At 74.4% G+C, this 16221-nt stretch carries 18 protein-coding genes; 12 read left to right on the top strand and 6 right to left on the bottom strand.

Annotated features, from left to right (window positions below; all coding sequences use genetic code 11):
* Nucleotides 1–106: 106 nt before the first annotated feature.
* Complete coding sequence (sepH, locus tag ACYVDA_RS16770; protein WP_460819585.1) at nt 107–1369, bottom strand: septation protein SepH; 1263 nt, start codon at nt 1367–1369, stop codon at nt 107–109.
* Between the two features lie 139 nt (nt 1370–1508).
* Between sepH and ACYVDA_RS16765 the strand changes: the two genes are divergently transcribed.
* On the top strand, nt 1509–2138 hold the full coding sequence (locus ACYVDA_RS16765) for a trimeric intracellular cation channel family protein (RefSeq protein ID WP_460819584.1): 630 nt from the start codon (nt 1509–1511) through the stop codon (nt 2136–2138).
* A gap of 14 nt (nt 2139–2152) precedes the next feature.
* Here the strand turns inward: ACYVDA_RS16765 and ACYVDA_RS16760 are convergent, their stop codons facing one another.
* The gene (locus tag ACYVDA_RS16760) at nt 2153–3337 is read right to left on the bottom strand and encodes an MFS transporter (RefSeq protein ID WP_460819583.1); all 1185 of its coding nucleotides are present in this window, start codon (nt 3335–3337) and stop codon (nt 2153–2155) included.
* Between the two features lie 58 nt (nt 3338–3395).
* Between ACYVDA_RS16760 and ACYVDA_RS16755 the strand changes: the two genes are divergently transcribed.
* The 3 genes from ACYVDA_RS16755 to ACYVDA_RS16745 all read left to right on the top strand — a co-directional run bounded on the left by ACYVDA_RS16755 (nt 3396) and on the right by ACYVDA_RS16745 (nt 6011).
* The gene (locus ACYVDA_RS16755) at nt 3396–4541 is read left to right on the top strand and encodes a ferrochelatase (RefSeq protein ID WP_460819582.1); all 1146 of its coding nucleotides are present in this window, start codon (nt 3396–3398) and stop codon (nt 4539–4541) included.
* 1 nt (nt 4542) lies between these two features.
* Complete coding sequence (locus tag ACYVDA_RS16750) at nt 4543–5382, top strand: inositol monophosphatase family protein (RefSeq protein ID WP_460819581.1); 840 nt, start codon at nt 4543–4545, stop codon at nt 5380–5382.
* Between the two features lie 338 nt (nt 5383–5720).
* Nucleotides 5721–6011: a DUF4193 domain-containing protein gene (locus tag ACYVDA_RS16745; RefSeq protein ID WP_460819580.1), complete on the top strand. Its 291-nt coding sequence runs from the start codon at nt 5721–5723 to the stop codon at nt 6009–6011.
* 105 nt (nt 6012–6116) lie between these two features.
* Here the strand turns inward: ACYVDA_RS16745 and ACYVDA_RS16740 are convergent, their stop codons facing one another.
* Both ACYVDA_RS16740 and ACYVDA_RS16735 read right to left on the bottom strand, forming a co-directional pair.
* Nucleotides 6117–6446: a DUF4235 domain-containing protein gene (locus ACYVDA_RS16740; protein ID WP_460819579.1), complete on the bottom strand. Its 330-nt coding sequence runs from the start codon at nt 6444–6446 to the stop codon at nt 6117–6119.
* Nucleotides 6447–6528: 82 nt separating this feature from the next.
* Complete coding sequence (locus tag ACYVDA_RS16735) at nt 6529–7020, bottom strand: DUF3093 domain-containing protein (protein ID WP_460819578.1); 492 nt, start codon at nt 7018–7020, stop codon at nt 6529–6531.
* A 52-nt stretch (nt 7021–7072) separates the two neighbouring features.
* Here ACYVDA_RS16735 and dut point away from each other — a divergent pair, with 52 nt between their 5' ends.
* Genes dut through ACYVDA_RS16715 form a run of 4 tightly spaced genes read left to right on the top strand, consistent with a single transcriptional unit; the run spans nt 7073 to nt 9395 of the window.
* Nucleotides 7073–7555, top strand: a complete 483-nt coding sequence (gene dut / locus ACYVDA_RS16730; RefSeq protein WP_460819577.1) for a dUTP diphosphatase — start codon at nt 7073–7075, stop codon at nt 7553–7555.
* Nucleotides 7552–8190: a DUF3710 domain-containing protein gene (locus tag ACYVDA_RS16725; RefSeq protein WP_460819576.1), complete on the top strand. Its 639-nt coding sequence runs from the start codon at nt 7552–7554 to the stop codon at nt 8188–8190. Before dut ends, ACYVDA_RS16725 begins: the two co-directional genes overlap by 4 nt.
* 60 nt (nt 8191–8250) lie before the next feature.
* The gene (locus ACYVDA_RS16720) at nt 8251–8628 is read left to right on the top strand and encodes an OB-fold nucleic acid binding domain-containing protein (RefSeq protein WP_460819575.1); all 378 of its coding nucleotides are present in this window, start codon (nt 8251–8253) and stop codon (nt 8626–8628) included.
* A complete protein-coding gene (locus ACYVDA_RS16715) occupies nt 8625–9395 on the top strand; it encodes a DUF3159 domain-containing protein (protein WP_460819574.1) in 771 nt (256 codons plus the stop codon). Before ACYVDA_RS16720 ends, ACYVDA_RS16715 begins: the two co-directional genes overlap by 4 nt.
* A 45-nt stretch (nt 9396–9440) precedes the next feature.
* Here ACYVDA_RS16715 and ACYVDA_RS16710 read toward each other — a convergent pair whose 3' ends face one another.
* Nucleotides 9441–10121, bottom strand: a complete 681-nt coding sequence (locus tag ACYVDA_RS16710) for a potassium channel family protein (RefSeq protein ID WP_460819573.1) — start codon at nt 10119–10121, stop codon at nt 9441–9443.
* The gene (locus tag ACYVDA_RS16705; RefSeq protein ID WP_460819618.1) at nt 10121–10768 is read right to left on the bottom strand and encodes a potassium channel family protein; all 648 of its coding nucleotides are present in this window, start codon (nt 10766–10768) and stop codon (nt 10121–10123) included. Before ACYVDA_RS16705 ends, ACYVDA_RS16710 begins: the two co-directional genes overlap by 1 nt.
* Nucleotides 10769–10842: 74 nt before the next feature.
* Between ACYVDA_RS16705 and ACYVDA_RS16700 the strand changes: the two genes are divergently transcribed.
* The 4 genes from ACYVDA_RS16700 (at nt 10843) to ACYVDA_RS16685 (ending at nt 16102) form a co-directional block, all read left to right on the top strand.
* On the top strand, nt 10843–12870 hold the full coding sequence (locus ACYVDA_RS16700) for an APC family permease (protein WP_460819572.1): 2028 nt from the start codon (nt 10843–10845) through the stop codon (nt 12868–12870).
* A complete protein-coding gene (locus ACYVDA_RS16695; protein ID WP_460819571.1) occupies nt 12870–14069 on the top strand; it encodes a class I SAM-dependent RNA methyltransferase in 1200 nt (399 codons plus the stop codon). Before ACYVDA_RS16700 ends, ACYVDA_RS16695 begins: the two co-directional genes overlap by 1 nt.
* Nucleotides 14070–14317: 248 nt before the next feature.
* Nucleotides 14318–15193 (top strand): LLM class flavin-dependent oxidoreductase, encoded by an 876-nt coding sequence (locus tag ACYVDA_RS16690; protein ID WP_460819570.1) that lies wholly within the window; start codon nt 14318–14320, stop codon nt 15191–15193.
* Between the two features lie 45 nt (nt 15194–15238).
* A complete protein-coding gene (locus tag ACYVDA_RS16685) occupies nt 15239–16102 on the top strand; it encodes an SDR family oxidoreductase (RefSeq protein ID WP_460819569.1) in 864 nt (287 codons plus the stop codon).
* Nucleotides 16103–16221: the final 119 nt, after the last annotated feature.

The raw sequence follows: 16221 nt of genomic DNA, 5'->3' as shown, positions 1-16221 counted from the left end.
ACCGGTCGGTAACATTCGGTCTCGCCCGGACGAGGCGTGGGATCGCCCACAGGGTGGACGCCCCGGGCGGGCCGGAGCGGGTGCGGCTGGGTGTTCCCGGGCGGGCTCAGTCGCCCTTGCCGCCGCCGAACATGATCTCGTCCCAGGACGGGACCGAGGAGCGCGCCTTGCGGCGCGAGGGGGCCGGCGCGGGCTGGGCGGGCGGCTCGACGGGCTCGGTCTCGGTCCCGGGCAGCACCTCCTGCTCGTCCTCGACGGGCGCGGGGGCGCTCGTGGCAGCCGGCTCGGTGGTGGCGGACCGGGCGGCCGGCCGGTCGTCCGGCTGGTCGTCAAGGTGGGCGTCGTGCTCGGTGGCTGGGCCCGCCGGTGCGGCCGGGGCGTCGACGGCGACCAGCCAGTCGGCGTCGGCGGTGTCGGCCGCGGGGTCGAAGGGGAGCGGGTCCATGTCGTGGGGGGCGGCGGTGTCGTCGGGAGCCCCCGGGTCCCCGGGCACGCTGGTGTCACCGGGCGCGACCGTCTCGGTGTCGCCACCGGGCTCGTCGGGCTCGTCGGGGTCCCCGGCGTCGACGGCCTGAGCGGGGTCCCCGGCGTGCGCCGCGTCGTCCTCGGGCGCCTGCGGCGACGGCGTGGTGCGGGCCGGGTCGCGGACCAGCTCGATGGCGTCGTCGCCCAGCGGGACCTCCTCGCCGCCGAAGCGCACCGAGGACAGGCGCCGGCTCGCAGGTGAGGTGGCTGCGTCCGGGGCGCCGGCGGTGTGCTCGCCGGTGAGCACCCGGGCGTCGTCGTTCTCGGCCACCACGAAGCGGCCGGGCAGGTCGTGGACGAACTCGGCGCGGGCGGGTCGGCCGTCGACGGCGAAGGTCGCGACCAGCGCCCACCGGCCGTCGGGGCGGCGCCAGGCGTCCCACTCGAGGTCGTCGTCGTGCAGGCCGTGCGCGGCCAGGAAGGTCTCGGCCGCCTCGCCGAGGACCCGGGCGCCCCCGGCCTCGGTGCTGCGGCGGCGCACGGACGCCTTCTGCGCCAGCTGCGCGACGTGCTGGCGCTCGGCCAGCACGGGGCCGGCGAAGGCCATGATCCCGTCCACCGTGGTGCGGGCCGCCTCGGCGACCGTCTCGGGCGACTCACCGGCGCGGATGCGGGCCTGGATGTCGCGGGGGCGCAGAACGCTGTCCATGGTGGTCTCCAACTGACGGTCTCGTCGCGGGGTCCGTCCGGGGGCGACGGGGGCGGCCGGGGGGCGGGTGGGGAACGGGCGCAGGGACTGGCGCAGGCGGTCGTCCACGACGACCGCGAACTCCTCGCCGTCGGAGGAGACGAGCACGAGCCGCTCCCCGTCCGCGCTGAGCCCCACGACGGTGAGGTCGTGCATCGTGTCTCGCTCCCTTACGTCCACCCGGTGACCCTGGGGGGAGCCTACGTCAGCGCTCACCCCGGAGCGGAGGGACGACCCGCCGGTCACGGGTCGGCACCTCGCGGGCGAGCGGCCTGCGAGGTCCTACGCTGCGCCCATGGGGTCCTCGAGCGTGCTGCTGCTGGTCCTGGACCTGGCCGGCATCTTCGTCTTCTCGGTCACCGGTGCGCTAGTCGCGGTGCGCAAGCGGCTCGACGTCTTCGGGGTGCTCGTGCTGGCCGGCACGACCGGGCTGGGCGGCGGCTTCCTGCGCGACGTGCTGATCGGCGCCACGCCGCCCGCCGCGCTGGCCGACTGGCGCTACCTCACCGTGCCGGTGGTGGCCGGTGTGCTCACCTTCTACCTCCACCCGGCGCTGAACCGCTTCGAGCGGGCGGTGACGGTGCTCGACGCCGCCGGGCTCGGGCTGTTCTGCGTGACCGGGGCGCTCAAGGCCCTCGACTTCGGGCTCGGCCCGGTGCCGGCGGCGCTGATGGGCATGGTCACCGGCGTCGGCGGCGGCATCGCGCGCGACCTGCTGGCGGGCCGGGTGCCGGTGATCTTCGCCAGCGAGCTCTACGCGACCCCGGCCGTGCTGGGCGCCACCTGGGCGGTGCTCGCCACGCGCTGGGGGTTCGACGAGGTCGCGGTCAGCCTCCCGGGTGTCGCGGCCTGCTTCGTGCTGCGGATGCTGGCGGTGCGCCGCGGGTGGCAGGCGCCCCTCCCGAGCGGCTCCGCGAGCGTCTGAGCGCGAGGCCGGGGTCAGGCCACGGGGGCGGGGCGGCGCACGAGCAGGGCGGTGACGGCGGCGACGACCGCGGCGACGATGCACACGGCGTACGCCGAGCCGCCGCCGCCCGGCCCGTCGGCCACCGCGCCGGCGGCCCAGGCCCCGGGGGCGATGCCGCCGGCCACCCCGGTGCCGACCAGCCCGATCGCCTCGGTCAGGCGGCCCGCCGGCACCGACTGCTCGACCAGGGAGAACAGCGCCACCAGCGTCGGGGCCAGGGTCAGGCCGACCAGGGTCAGCACCACGGCGCGCCAGCCCAGCCCGGGCAGGAACGGCAGCGGCAGGGTGCCCAGCGCCAGCAGCACCAGCCCGAGACGGGCCCGCACCAGGGGGTGGCGGCGGATCGTGGCCGCCCCGGAGACCACGCCGGCGACCAGGCTGCCGGCGGAGAACGTCGCCAGCATCACCCCGGCGAAGGCGGGGTGCTCCTGCTCCTGGGCCACGGCCACGGTGGCGACCTCCAGGGCCCCGAAGAGCGCCCCCAGGGCCAGGAAGGCGACGCCGAGCACGGCCAGCAGCCCCAGGGGCAGGCGACCCCGGCCCCGCGCCCGTCCGGCCGGTGCGGCCGGTGGTGCGCTGCGGCGCTGCAGCGCCAGGGCGACGGTGCCCACCGTCCCCAGCACGACGGCCAGGACCAGCCCGGTCGGCGGCGCCGCGGCCGTGGCCACGAACGTCACCAGGGTCGGCCCGGTGACGAAGACGACCTCGTCGAGCACCCCCTCGAGGCTGAAGGCGGTGTGCCGGTCGCCCGGGTCGGCGAGCAGGTGGGCCCACCGGGCCCGGACCATGGCGCCGACCTGCGGCTGCCCGATCCCGGCCACGGCCGCCGTGAGCAGCGCCCAGGGGAGCGCGGCGTCCCGGGTCACCGCGACCAGCAGGGCCACCGTCCCCACGGCGTGGACCAGCGCGCCGCCCAGCAGCACCGGTCGCTGGCCGAAGCGGTCCGCGAGGCGGCCGTGCACCACGGCGGAGGCGGCGTTGCCCACGACGTACGCCGCGGAGACTTGGCCGGCGACCGCGTAGGAGCCGCTGGTGCGGCTGACCAGCAGCACGATCCCGAGCGTCATCATCGACATCGGCATCCGCGCGACCAGGCCGGCGAGGGAGAAGCCGAGGCCCCCCGGGGTGGAGAGCACCCGGCGGTAGGGGCTGAGCACCGACCCACCCTACGGAGCGAGAGGGCCGCCTCGACCCCCGGTGCCTAGGCTGTGCCCCATGTCCTCGCTGTCCTCGACCCCGTCCACCACCGGACCCCTCGACGCCCCGGCCGGTGGCTCGCCGACCACCGACGTCCGTCCCTACGACGCCCTGCTGCTCGTCTCCTTCGGCGGCCCGGAGAAGCCCGAGGACGTGGTGCCGTTCCTGCGCAACGTGACCGCCGGCAAGGACATCCCCGACGCCCGGCTGGAGCAGGTGGGGGAGCACTACTACGGCTTCGGCGGGCGCAGCCCGATCAACGACCAGAACCGCGCCCTGATCGCGGCGATCCGGGCCGACCTGGACGCCTCCGGCATCGACCTGCCGATCTACTGGGGCAACCGCAACTGGGACCCCTACCTGCGCGACGCCCTCCAGCAGATGGAGGACGACGGCATCGGGCGGGCGGTCGCCCTGGTGACCAGCGCCTACTCCTCCTACAGCGGCTGCCGGCAGTACCGCGAGGACCTCGCCGCCGCGCTCGCCGAGGTCCCCGGCGCCCCCCGCATCGACAAGCTGCGGCACTACTTCAACCACCCCGGCTTCGTGGAGGCGATGGTCGACGCGACCCTGGCGGCGCTGGCCGACCTGCCCGAGGACGCGCGCCACGACGGCGAGCTGGTCTTCGTGACGCACTCGATCCCGGTGGCGATGGACGACGCGAGCGGACCCGACGGCGGGGCCTACGTCGCCCAGCACCGGCTGGTCGCCGCCGAGGTCGTCGAGCGGGTCCGCGAGCGCACCGGCCACCGCTACGCCCACGACCTCGTCTTCTGCAGCCGCTCGGGGCCGCCGCACGTCCCGTGGCTCGAGCCCGACGTCAACGACCACCTGCGCGCGCGTCACGCGGCCGGGGTGCCCGGCGCCGTCGTGGTCCCGATCGGCTTCGTCTCCGACCACATGGAGGTCATCTACGACCTCGACACCGAGGCACGCGAGACCGCGGAGGAGATCGGGCTGCCGTTCGCCCGGGCCGCCACGGCCGGGGTCGACCCCCGCTTCGTGGCCATGGTGCGCGACCTGGTGCTGGAGCGCGCGGCCGTCGAGCGCGACGAGGAGGTCGAGCGCGCCGTCACCGGCTCGGCGCCGTCGTGGGACGTCTGCCCGGCCGGGTGCTGCGCCAACCTGCGCGGACCGCGCCCCGCCATCTGCGGGAGCGACTGAGGTGCCCGACGTCGACGCCGAGCCGGGCTCGAGCGCCGAGGACCGGGCCCTGCTCGAGCTCGCGCGCTCGATCGCGCGCGAGGCCGGCGAGCTGGTCACCCGGCTGCGCACCGAGGGCGTCGAGGTGGCGGCCACGAAGAGCAGCCCGGTCGACGTCGTCACCGCCGCCGACCGGGCCAGCGAGGAGCTGGTGCGCCGGCGCCTGCGCGAGGCCCGGCCCGACGACGCGGTCCTGGGGGAGGAGGGTGACGACGTCGCCGGCACCACCGGCGTGCGCTGGGTGGTCGACCCCATCGACGGCACCGTGAACTACCTCTACGGCCTCCCGCACTGGTCGGTCTCGATCGCCGCCGAGCGCGACGGGGTCGTGGTGGCCGGGGTCGTGCTCTGCCCGCCGCTGGAGGAGGAGTACTCCGCGGTCCTCGGCGGCGGGGCCCGCTGCCGTGACCGCCGGGGCGAGCGCAGCCTGACCGAGCGCGGTGCGCCCCCGCTCGACCGGTCCCTGGTGGCCACCGGGTTCAGCTACGAGGCCCGCCGACGCGCCGAGCAGGCGGCGGCGCTCGCGCAGCTGCTGCCCCGCGTCCGCGACGTGCGCCGGCTGGGCGGGTGCGCGCTGGACCTCTGCGGCGTCGCCACCGGCACCCTGGACGCGTACGTCGAGGCCGGGCCCCAGCTGTGGGACCACGCCGCCGGCGCCCTGGTCGCCCGGGAGGCCGGGGCCCGGGTCGAGGTCTGGACCACCACGGCCGGCCGGGACCTGGTCGTGGCCGCCGCGGCGGACGGCTTCGCCGGGTTCGCCGACCTCGTGCGCGACTGCGGGTTCGCCGACGAGACACCCTGAGGGCCCGGCCGGGACACCCCGGCGACACCCCTGCGTCACCCCTGCGTCGTCCCGGGAGCAGCGCGAGCCGGGGTCCGGGACGTGAGCGCGGACACACCCGTGGGCGAGGACTCCCGAGCGGGAACAAGGGTCCGGGCCCGTACGTTCACGTGGCGTCCGCAGTCAGCGGGCCGCTCCGGCAGGGTGCGGGTGTGCAGTTCCAGCGGGACTGGTGCACAATGCGCCCGTCACGCGAAGCGTCACACCCACGAGCATCGGGGCTCGAACCGGACCACGAGGTCCGGGCGAACCGGGCCGCAGACCCGGCAGCACGGGACTTGGAAGCAGGAGAAACGCACATGGCAACCGACTACGACGCACCGCGCAAGACCGAGGAAGAGCAGAACGAGGACAGCCTCGAGGAGCTGAAGGCGCGTCGGCACGACAAGAACTCCGGGAAGGTCGACGAGGACGAGGCCGAGGCCGCCGAGTCGTTCGAGCTCCCCGGCGCCGACCTGTCGCACGAGGAGCTGTCCGTCGAGGTCAAGCCCAAGCAGATGGACGAGTTCACCTGCATGAGCTGCTTCCTCGTGCACCACCGCAGCCAGCTGGCCGACGAGAAGAAGATGATCTGCCGCGACTGCGTCTGACCCACGTCGCACGCCTCACCGGCGAAGCATCAGGGCCGCACCCCCTCGGGGGAGCGGCCCTGCTGCGTTCTCGGCCGGGTCCGGGGTGGCCCGGACCGCACCCGCCTACTGGGTGGGCGTCTTGGACTTCTTCGCGTCCTGGTCGTCCTTCTGCAGGCCGGGGGGCAGGTGGCCGGTCGAGCGCGCGTAGTAGTGCGCGGCGCGACGGGTGGCGAGCATCCGCGCGAGCTGCACGACGGTGCCGCTGACGGCGGCCCACATCACGGCCTCCCAGAAGTCCACGTCGGGGTCGGCGGGGTTGGCCGGGGGGTTCTTCCCGGTCGCCTTCTGCCACCCGGTGGTGAGCGACTTGCGGGCCACGGTGGCACCGCCGATCGCCGCGGCGAGCGAGAAGATCGACCAGACCTTCGAGCTGTCCTTCTTCTTCTTGGCCATGTCCTGCCTTTCGAGGTGGGGCTACGGGCCTGTGGCGGCGGGGTCGGAGCGACCGCGCCCGGGGACCCGTACCCCGACCACCCTAGTCAGAACCGGCGCCCGCGGAGCCGGCCCGGGCCAGGGCGTCGGCCAGCCGCTGCGGCCGGCGCGTCGAGACCAGCCAGTACGGCGTGGGGTCGGCCGGGTCGAGCACGGGCACCCGCACCGACCGCTTGAGGTAGGGACGGGTCAGCAGGAAGGCGCGGGCGTCGGCCTCGACCCCGTGCACCCGGCGGGTGCCCTCGGCGTCCAGGGGCTCGGCCGGTCCCACCAGCCGCGCCGGGATCCGGGCGCGGCCGGCCCGCAGCTCGCCGTCGACGACGGCCACGGTCGCGCTCCCGACCCACAGGAACAGGCCGAACGCGCCCGCGAGCAAGGCCCCGGCGGCCAGCGACGCCGCCCAGACCGGCATGGCCACCACGAAGGCCAGCCACAGCGTCGCGAGCAGCATGGTGGTCTGCACCCACCAGCGCAGCGGGACGGTGAGGCGCTCGCGGTAGGTGGCGGGGGAGTCGCCCGGCTCGGTCGGCGGCACGGCACCAGCCTGTCACCCGTCGGGTCGCCGCGCGCCGGTAGGGTCGCCGACCATGGTCCAGATCCAGATCCGGCGCCTCGATCCCGGCCTCCCGCTCCCGGCGTACGCCCACCCCGGCGACGCCGGCGCCGACCTGCACGCCGCCGTCGACGTCGTGCTCGCGCCCGGCGGGCGCGCCCTGGTCCCGACCGGGCTGGCGCTGGCGCTGCCCGAGGGGTACGTCGCCCTGGTGCACCCGCGCTCCGGCCTGGCGGCCCGGCACGGCATCTCGATCGTCAACGCGCCGGGCACCGTCGACGCGGGCTACCGCGGCGAGGTGCGGGTCTGCCTGGTCAACACCGACCGGCACGAGCCGTTCACGGTGCGCCGCGGCGACCGGATCGCCCAGCTGGTGGTGCAGCGCTTCGAGACCGCCGAGTTCGTGGAGGCCGACGACCTGCCCGACTCCGAGCGCGGCGCCGGGGGCTACGGTTCGACCGGCGGCTTCGCCGTCGACCCGTCATCACCGCACCCCACAGGAGGCCCCACGCCGTGAGGTTCCGCCGCAAGTCCACCGACGCCGCCGACCAGACCGACGCCTCCGCGGACCCGTCCCTGTCGGACGACCTCGACGGCGCCGACGCCCCCCTGGGTCCCTGGGACGTCTCCGAGGTCGACCTCGAGGAGTGGGAGGGCGTCGACCTCGGCAGCATGTTCGTCACCCCGCTGGGCGAGGTCGAGCTGCGGCTCCAGGTCGAGGAGGAGACCGGCGAGGTGATCGCGGCCGTGCTGGTCGCCGACCAGGGTGCCCTCGAGCTGCGCGCCTTCGCGGCCTCCCGCGGCGGCGGCGCCTGGGACGAGCTGCGCCCGATGATCGTCGAGGAGATCGGCCAGATGGGCGGTGAGTCCACCGAGCAGGAGGGCAGCTTCGGGCCCGAGCTCCTGTGCATGGTCCCCGTGCAGACCCCCGAGGGCGAGGTCGTCACCCAGGCCCACCGGGTGGTGGCCCACGAGGGCCGCAACTGGCTGCTGCGCGCCACCCTGATGGGCCAGCCCGCCGTCGACCCGGCGTCGGCCGGGTTGTGGGAGGCGATGATCCGCCAGACCGTCGTGCGTCGCGGCGGTGGCGCGATGGCCCCGGGCAGCCCGCTGCCGCTCACGCTGCCCCCCGAGGCCCGGCGCGTCGACTGATCCGCGGCCGGTCACCGGCGGCCGCACCGGGCGGCCGACGCACCTGACTACGCTGGGTGCATGTCGTCCGAGCACAAGAGCCGCCTGCGCACCTCGATCAGCCGCTGGGCCAACCAGGACCGCGTCGAGGCCCGCGAGCTGCGCAAGGACACCCGCAAGGCCGGCCTGGTGTGCATCGGTGACGTCGCCGACCGCGAGCGGATCATCGTCCAGGGCACCCTGCGCACCGTCAGCCTGCGGCCCCGTGGCGGCGTGCCCGCCCTGGAGGCCGAGCTGTACGACGGCACCGGCTCGATCAACCTGGTCTGGCTGGGGCGCCGCCGCATCGCCGGCATCGCGCCGGGCACGGTCGTGCGCGTCGAGGGCCGCACGGGCCTCCAGGACGACGCCCGCGTGATGTACAACCCCCGCTACTCGCTGCGCCCCACCAGCGCATGAGCGCCGACGGGGCCGCCGCTCCCACCCCCGCGGCCGGACCGCCCACGACGCACACCGTCGAGCAGGTGGTCCGCCAGCAGCTGTCCCAGGCCCTGGGCGGCGTGCGCGGCATGCTCGAGGCGGCCGTCCCCACCATCGTCTTCACGATCCTGTTCCTCACCGTGCACGACCTGCGGCTGGCGATCACCGTCAGCGTCGGGGTGGCCGCGGTGCTGCTCGTCGTGCGCCTGGTGCAGCGGTCCTCGCCGCAGTTCGTGCTCAACGCCCTGGTCGGGATCGGCATCGGGGCGCTGTTCGCCTGGCGTGCGGCCCGGGGCGGCGGTGACGCGGGGGAGCAGGCGCTGGCCTACTTCCTGCCCGGGCTGCTCTACAACCTGGTCTACGGCGTGGTCATGGTGCTGACGATCCTGGTGCGCTGGCCGGTCGTGGGGTTCATCGTCGGCAGCGTCGCCGGCGACCCGGTCGCCTGGCACGCCGACCGCCACGTGGTCCGGCTGTGCAGCAAGCTGACCTGGCTGCTGGCGCTGCCGTGCGTGCTGCGGGTGCTGGTGCAGGGCCCGGTCTACCTGGCCGGCCGCAACGGCTGGTGGTCCACCGACTCGGCCGTGGCGACGCTGGGGGTGGCCAAGCTGGTGATGGGCTGGCCGCTCCAGGTCGCCGTGCTCGCCTCGATGGTGTGGGTGCTGACCCGAGGCGCCACCCCGCTGGCGGCCGGCGAGCCCGAGCCCGACCTGAGCCACCACGAGGACCCGCACGCCCACGCCTGAGCGTGCGGGGGGCCGGCCCGGCTCCCGGACCGGCCCCCGACCGCCTCAGGCGCCGGCGGCCTTGTGCTCCTCGGGGGCCAGCAGGCGCTCGAGCTGGTCCTCGACCTCGGCCGGGACGACCAGCAGGAGCTCGTCGCCGGCCTCCACGGGCTGCTCGGCGTCGGGCACGTAGACCTGGCCGTCGCGCAGGATCGTGACCAGCGCGCAGTTGTCGGGGAAGGGGATCAGCCCCGAGGGCGTCCCGACGTACGGCGAGTCAGCCGGCAGCGTCATCTCCACCAGGTTGGCACCGCCCTGGCGGAAGGTGAACAGGCGGACCAGGTCGCCGACGGTGACGGCCTCCTCGACCAGCGCGGACATGATCCGCGGGGTGGAGACGTTGACGTCGACGCCCCAGGCCTCGGTGAAGAGCCACTCGTTGTTGGGGTGGTTCACCCGGCCGACGGTTCGGGGCACCCCGAACTCGGTCTTGGCCAGCAACGAGGTGACCAGGTTGGCCTTGTCGTCACCGGTCGCCGCGATCACGACGTCGCAGTCCTGGAGCCGCGCCTCCTCCAGCGAGGACAGCTCGCAGGAGTCGGCCAGCAGCCACTCGGCGTCGGGGACGCGGTCGGGCTTGATGGAGCGGGGCTCCTTGTCGATGAGGAGCACGTCGTGCCCGTTGCCGATCAGCTCGCGGGCGATCGAGCGACCCACGGCCCCTGCTCCTGCGATGGCGACGCGCATCAGTCGGCCTCCGGACCTCTCGTGAGCACGTCGTAGACGCGGCTGGCGTTCTCCTCGCGCATGACGAGGTGCAGGACGTCCCCCTCCTGGAGGACGGTGTCGCGGGTGGGCAGCATGCCCTCGCCGAGGCGGTCGATCCAGGCGATCCGGCTGCCGGACTGCTCCTGGAAGTGGATCGTGCGCCCGGCGATCCAGGGCTCGGGGACCCGGATCTGGTCCACGCGGATGGTGCCTGACGGGTCGCGGAAGTCGGGCTCGGCCCCGGCCGGGAGGATCCGGCGCAGCACCTGGTCGGCCGTCCACTTCACCGTCGCGACCGTGGTGATGCCCAGGCGCTGGTAGACCTCGGCGCGGCCGGGGTCGTAGATCCGGGCCACGACCTGCTGGATGCCGAAGCTCTCCCGGGCCACCCGCGCCGCGATGATGTTGGAGTTGTCACCGCTGCTGACCGCGGCGAACGCGTCGGCCCGCTCGATGCCGGCCTCGGCCAGCACCGCCTGGTCGAACCCGTAGCCGGTCACCTTCGTGCCGTTGAAGGACGGGCCGAGGCGGCGGAAGGCGTCGGGGTTGGAGTCGATGACGCTGACGGTGTGGTTCCGGTCCTCGAGGGAGCGGGCGAGCGTCGAGCCGACGCGGCCGCAGCCCATGATCACGACGTGCACGCAGGTCACAGTAGTGGGTGCGGCTCCCCGGGGGGTGCGGGTGCTCTAGCCTCGCGGGTGTGGGCGTCGGAAATGTCTCCAAGAGGATCCTGCTGGGTCGCAAGCTGCGCAGCTCCCAGCTGGGCGAGACGCTGCTGCCCAAGCGGATCGCCCTCCCGGTCTTCGCCAGCGACGCGCTCTCCTCGGTGGCCTACGCCCCCGACGAGGTGTTCATCATGCTCTCGGTGGCCGGCGTCTCGGCGTACGCCTTCAGCTGGAAGATCGCCATCGCCGTCGCGGTCGTCATGCTCACCGTGGTCGCGTCGTACCGCCAGAACGTGCACGCCTACCCCAGCGGCGGCGGCGACTACGAGGTCGCCAGCGTCAACCTGGGGCAGACCGCCGGCGTCACGGTCGCCGCGGCGCTGCTGGTCGACTACGTCCTGACCGTCGCGGTCTCGGTGTCCTCCGGCGTGCAGAACGCCGCCTCGGCCATCCCGCTGCTGTCCGGGCACGAGGCGCTGGTCGCCTGCGTGCTCGTGGTGGTGCTGGCGGCGATGAACCTGCGCGGCGTGCGCGAGTCGGGCGCCTTCTTCGCGGTGCCGACCTACGGCTTCATGGCCGGGGTCATCGGGATGGCGGTCTACGGCGGGATCCGCGCGGCCCAGGGCACGCTGCCGAACGTGGAGAGCGCCAGCCTGACCATCCACCCCGCCCCCGGGTACGGCGGCCAGATCTCCCAGGCCGCGATGATCTTCCTGCTGGCCCGGGCGTTCTCCTCGGGGTGTGCGGCGCTGACCGGGGTCGAGGCCATCTCCAACGGCGTGCCGGCCTTCCGCAAGCCCAAGAGCAAGAACGCCGCGACCACGCTGTTCCTGCTGGGCGCGATCGCGATCACGATGATGCTCAGCATCATCATCCTGGCGCGCACGATGGGGCTGAAGTACGTCGACCCCAACGACCTCGACCGCCTGACCCGGCCCGACGGCACCAAGATGTCCGACGTCCGCGGCTTCGACCAGCACACCGTGATCGCCCAGATCGCCCGGGCCGTGTTCAGCGACTTCCCGCCCGGCTTCTACTTCCTGGTGGCCACCACCGGCATCATCCTGATCCTGGCCGCGAACACCGCCTTCAACGGCTTCCCGGTGCTCGGCTCGATCCTGGCCAAGGACGGCTTCGCCCCCCGCCAGCTGGGCTCGCGCGGCGACCGGCTGGCCTACTCCAACGGCATCCTGATCCTGGCCGGCTTCGCGATGGTGCTGATCGTGGCCTTCAACGCCGAGACCACCAAGCTGATCCAGCTCTACATCGTCGGCGTCTTCGTCTCCTTCAACCTCAGCCAGCTCGGGATGATCCGGCACTGGACGCGCCTGCTCAAGGCCGAGAAGGACCCGGCCGAGCGGCGCCGGATGTTCCGCTCGCGCCTGATCAACAGCTTCGGGCTGGCGATGACCGCCTCGGTGTTCGTGGTCGTGCTGCTGACCAAGTTCCTGGCCGGCGCCTGGATCGCGATCCTGGCGATGATCGTGTTCTTCGTGCTGCTGCGCTCGATCCGCAAGCACTACGACCGGGTGGAGCAGGAGCTCCAGATGACCGACAGCGACCCGATCCTGCCCACGCGCGTGCACGCGATCGTGCTGGTCTCCAAGCTCCACAAGCCGACGATGCGGGCGCTGGCCTACGCCAAGGCGACCCGTCCCAACATCCTCGAGGCGGTGTTCGTCGACGTCGACGGCGGGCGCACCAACAAGCTCGTGGACCAGTGGGACGCGCAGCGGATCGACGTACCCCTGAAGATGCTGTACTCGCCCTACCGCGAGGTGATCCGCCCGATCGTGCAGTACGCCGTGGAGATCCGCGAGTCGAACCCTCGCGGCGTCGTCGCGGTCTACATCCCGGAGTACGTCGTGGGCCGCTGGTGGCAGCAGATCCTGCACAACCAGACCGCCTTGCGCCTCAAGGGGCGGCTGCTGTTCACCCCCGGCGTGATGGTCACCTCGGTGCCCTACCAGCTGCGCGGTGCCGAGCTCGGCCAGGACCGCGAGGACTGGGACCTGCAAAGGCTGCGCCCCGGCGACGTGCGCCGCGGTCGGACGAGGTCCTGATGAGCACGCGCAGCAACGACGCCGGACCCGGCGACGCTGACCCGGTCGAGGGACCCGCGGGCCCCCTGGACGCCGACGACGCCGCGGCCGACCCCGACTCGCCGGTGGGGGACCGCCTCGAGGTCGAGGTCGGGGCCGTGGCCCACGGCGGCCACTTCGTGGCCCGGCACGAGGGCCAGGTCGTCTTCGTGCGGCACGCCCTGCCGGGTGAGCGCGTGGTGGTCGAGGTGACCGAGGACAGCGGGAAGTTCCTGCGCGCCGACGCCGTCGAGGTGCTGCGGGCGTCGCCGGCCCGCGTCGAGCCGCCGTGCCCGTACGCCGGCCCCGGCGCGTGCGGCGGCTGCGACTTCCAGCACGTCGACCCGGCCGAGCAGCGCCGGCTGAAGGCCGCGGTCGTGCGCGAGCAGCTCGCGCGCCTGGCCGGCCTGGACCACGACGTCGAGGTCGAGGCCGTGGGGTCCGACTCCGACGGCCTCCGCTGGCGCTCCCGGATGCAGTACGTCGCCCTGCCCGACGACCAGCACGGCCTGCGGGTGCACCGCTCCCACGACGTCGTCGCGGTCGAGGACTGCCTGATCGCCGCCCCCGACGCCCGCCAGCCCGCCCCCGGGACGGTGACCGAGGTGGTCACCACCGCCCACGGGACGCGGAGCTTCGAGGTGGCCGGCGACGGGTTCTGGCAGCCGCACGTCGACGCCCCGCGCGTCCTGGTGGAGGCGGTCCTGGAGGTCCTCGCCCCGGCGGCGGGGGAGTCCGTGGTCGACCTGTACGCCGGCGTCGGGCTGTTCGCGGCCTTCCTCGGCGAGGCCGTCGGTCGATCGGGTTCGGTGCTGGCCGTCGAGGGCGACCGCACCGCTTCCGCGCTCTCCGAGCACAACCTGGCCGACCTGACCTGGACGCGCTCGGTGGCCGGCCGGGTCGACCGGGTGCTGCACCGCGGCCTGCCGGGCGTGGGGACCGACGGGGTCGACCTCGTGGTCCTCGACCCGCCGCGCGTCGGCGCCAAGCGGCAGGTCGTGCGCCAGGTCGCGGCGCTCTCGCCCCGCGCGGTCGCCTACGTCGCCTGCGACCCCGCCGCCCTGGCCCGCGACGTGGCCTACTTCGCCGAGCAGGGCTACCGGCTCGCCTCCTTGCGCTCCTTCGACCTCTTCCCGATGACCCAGCACGTCGAGTCGGTCGCCCTCCTCGTCCCCGCCTGACGCCGAGGGGGGACTCCGCGAGGGTCCTCCGCGAGAGGGGACTCCGCGCACGCCAGGGGGTGCCGAGAGGGGATTCCGCGCACGCCAGGCGGCGCCGAGAGGGGACTCCGCGCACGCCAGGGGGTGCCGAGAGGGGACTCCGCGCACGCCCGCGGGCGGCGAGCGGGGGATCCGTGCACCTGCCGTGCCGTCGCACCCGTCGAGCCGTGCTTTCCTGGGGTCGTGAGGACGACAGCAGGGCGCCGGTCATGACGGTCACACGGCTGGGCGTGGTGATCCCGCCGACGGGCCCCTGGAGCGAGCAGCGCGGGTGGTACCGCTGGGCCGAGGACGTCGGCTACGACGCGGCGTACACCTACGACCACCTGACCCACCCCACGGCGCCGGGGCAGTGGCTCTCCCACGGGGTGGCCACGCTCACCGCCGCCGCGGCGGCCACCGAGCGCATCGAGGTCGGGACGCTGGTCGCGTCGGCCACGCTGCACACCCCGGTCGAGCTGGCCCGGGCCGCGATGACCGTCCAGGACGTCGCCGACGGCCGGCTGGTGCTGGGCCTCGGGGCCGGGTCACCGCTGTGCGCGGAGGCCGACCGGGGCGAGCGGCCCACCCCGCGCGAGATGGCCGACCGGTTCGCCGACCTGGTCGCGGGCTACCGCGCGGTGCTGGCGGGGGAGACCGCGTGGCAGGGCGAGCACACCTCCTTCGCCGGGCTCGAGACCCTGCCGCGGCCGGCCGGTGCCGCCGACCCGTTCCTGCTGCTGGCCGGGCACGGTCCGCGGGCCCTGCGCCTGGTCGTCGAGCACGGCGACGGGTGGAACACCTACGGCGGCCCGGGTTCGACCACGTTCGAGGACGAGGAGTTCTGGGCGCTGCTGGGCGAGCAGTCCTCCCGCGTCGACGCGCTGCTCTCCGAGGCGGGGCGCGCGCCCGGCTCGCTGCGCCGCTCGTTGCTGCTCGGCTTCGGACGGGTGCAGCCGGCGACCAGCCCCTCGGCGTACGTCGCGGCCGCGGAGCGTGCCGGTGACCTCGGCTTCGACGAGCTGGTCGTCTACGGGCCCGGCTCGACCGCCGGGATGGGCTCGGCGCCCGCGGTGCACGAGCAGGCGCTGGCCCGGCTGCGCTGAGGGCGTTTTGACCTGGAGTGCACTCCAGGTCCTACGGTCGTGGGCATGACCGACACGACGAGCACGGCACCCTCCCAGGACTTCGCCGACGGGCGCACCTGGTTCATCACCGGCGCCTCGCGCGGCTTCGGCCGCGAGTGGACCATCGCGGCGCTGGAGCGCGGCGACCGGGTCGCGGCGACCGCCCGCGACACCTCCTCCCTCGACGACCTGGTCGAGAAGTACGGCGACGCGCTGCTGCCGCTGCAGCTCGACGTCACCGACCGCGCGGCCGACTTCGCCGCCGTGCAGCAGGCCGCCGGCCACTTCGGGCGGCTCGACGTCGTGGTCAACAACGCCGGCTACGGGCACTTCGGGTTCGTCGAGGAGCTCAGCGAGCAGGACTTGCGCGACCAGATGGAGACCAACGTCTTCGGCGCCATGTGGATCACCCAGGCGGCGCTGCCGTTCATGCGCGCCCAGGGTCGCGGGCACATCCTCCAGGTGTCCTCGATCGGCGGCATCTCGGCGTTCCCGCTGGTGGGGGCCTACCACGCCTCGAAGTGGGCGCTCGAGGGCTTCTCCCAGGCGCTGGCCCAGGAGGTCGCGTCGTTCGGCATCCACGTCACGCTCATCGAGCCCGGCGGGTTCTCCACCGACTGGAGCGGTCCGTCCTCGAAGCGGTCGGACCAGCTGTCGGCGTACGACGGGGTGCTGGAGCAGGTCATGGAGGCCCGCGGCCAGCGCAACGCCGCCCCGGGTGACCCGGTCGCCTCGGCCCAGGCGCTGATGAAGGTCGTCGACGCCGACGAGCCGCCCCTGCGCGTCTTCTTCGGCTCCGGCCCCCTGGGCATCGCCAAGGCCGACTACGAGTCCCGCCTGGCCACCTGGGAGCAGTGGCAGGACGTCGCCGAGCTCGCCCAGGGCTGACCCCACCCCGCCCACCGGGGGATCACTGCACGCCTGGTCGCGCCGACCGGGGGATCACCGCACGTCTGGAGCCCCCGGTCGGCGTCGTAGGGCGTGCTGGGATCCCCCGGTCGGCGGCG

This window comes from Nocardioides korecus (genome assembly GCF_054778395.1).
The sequence above is the reverse complement of the archived record's forward strand: the minus strand, read 5'-3'. Positions and strand labels throughout refer to the sequence as shown.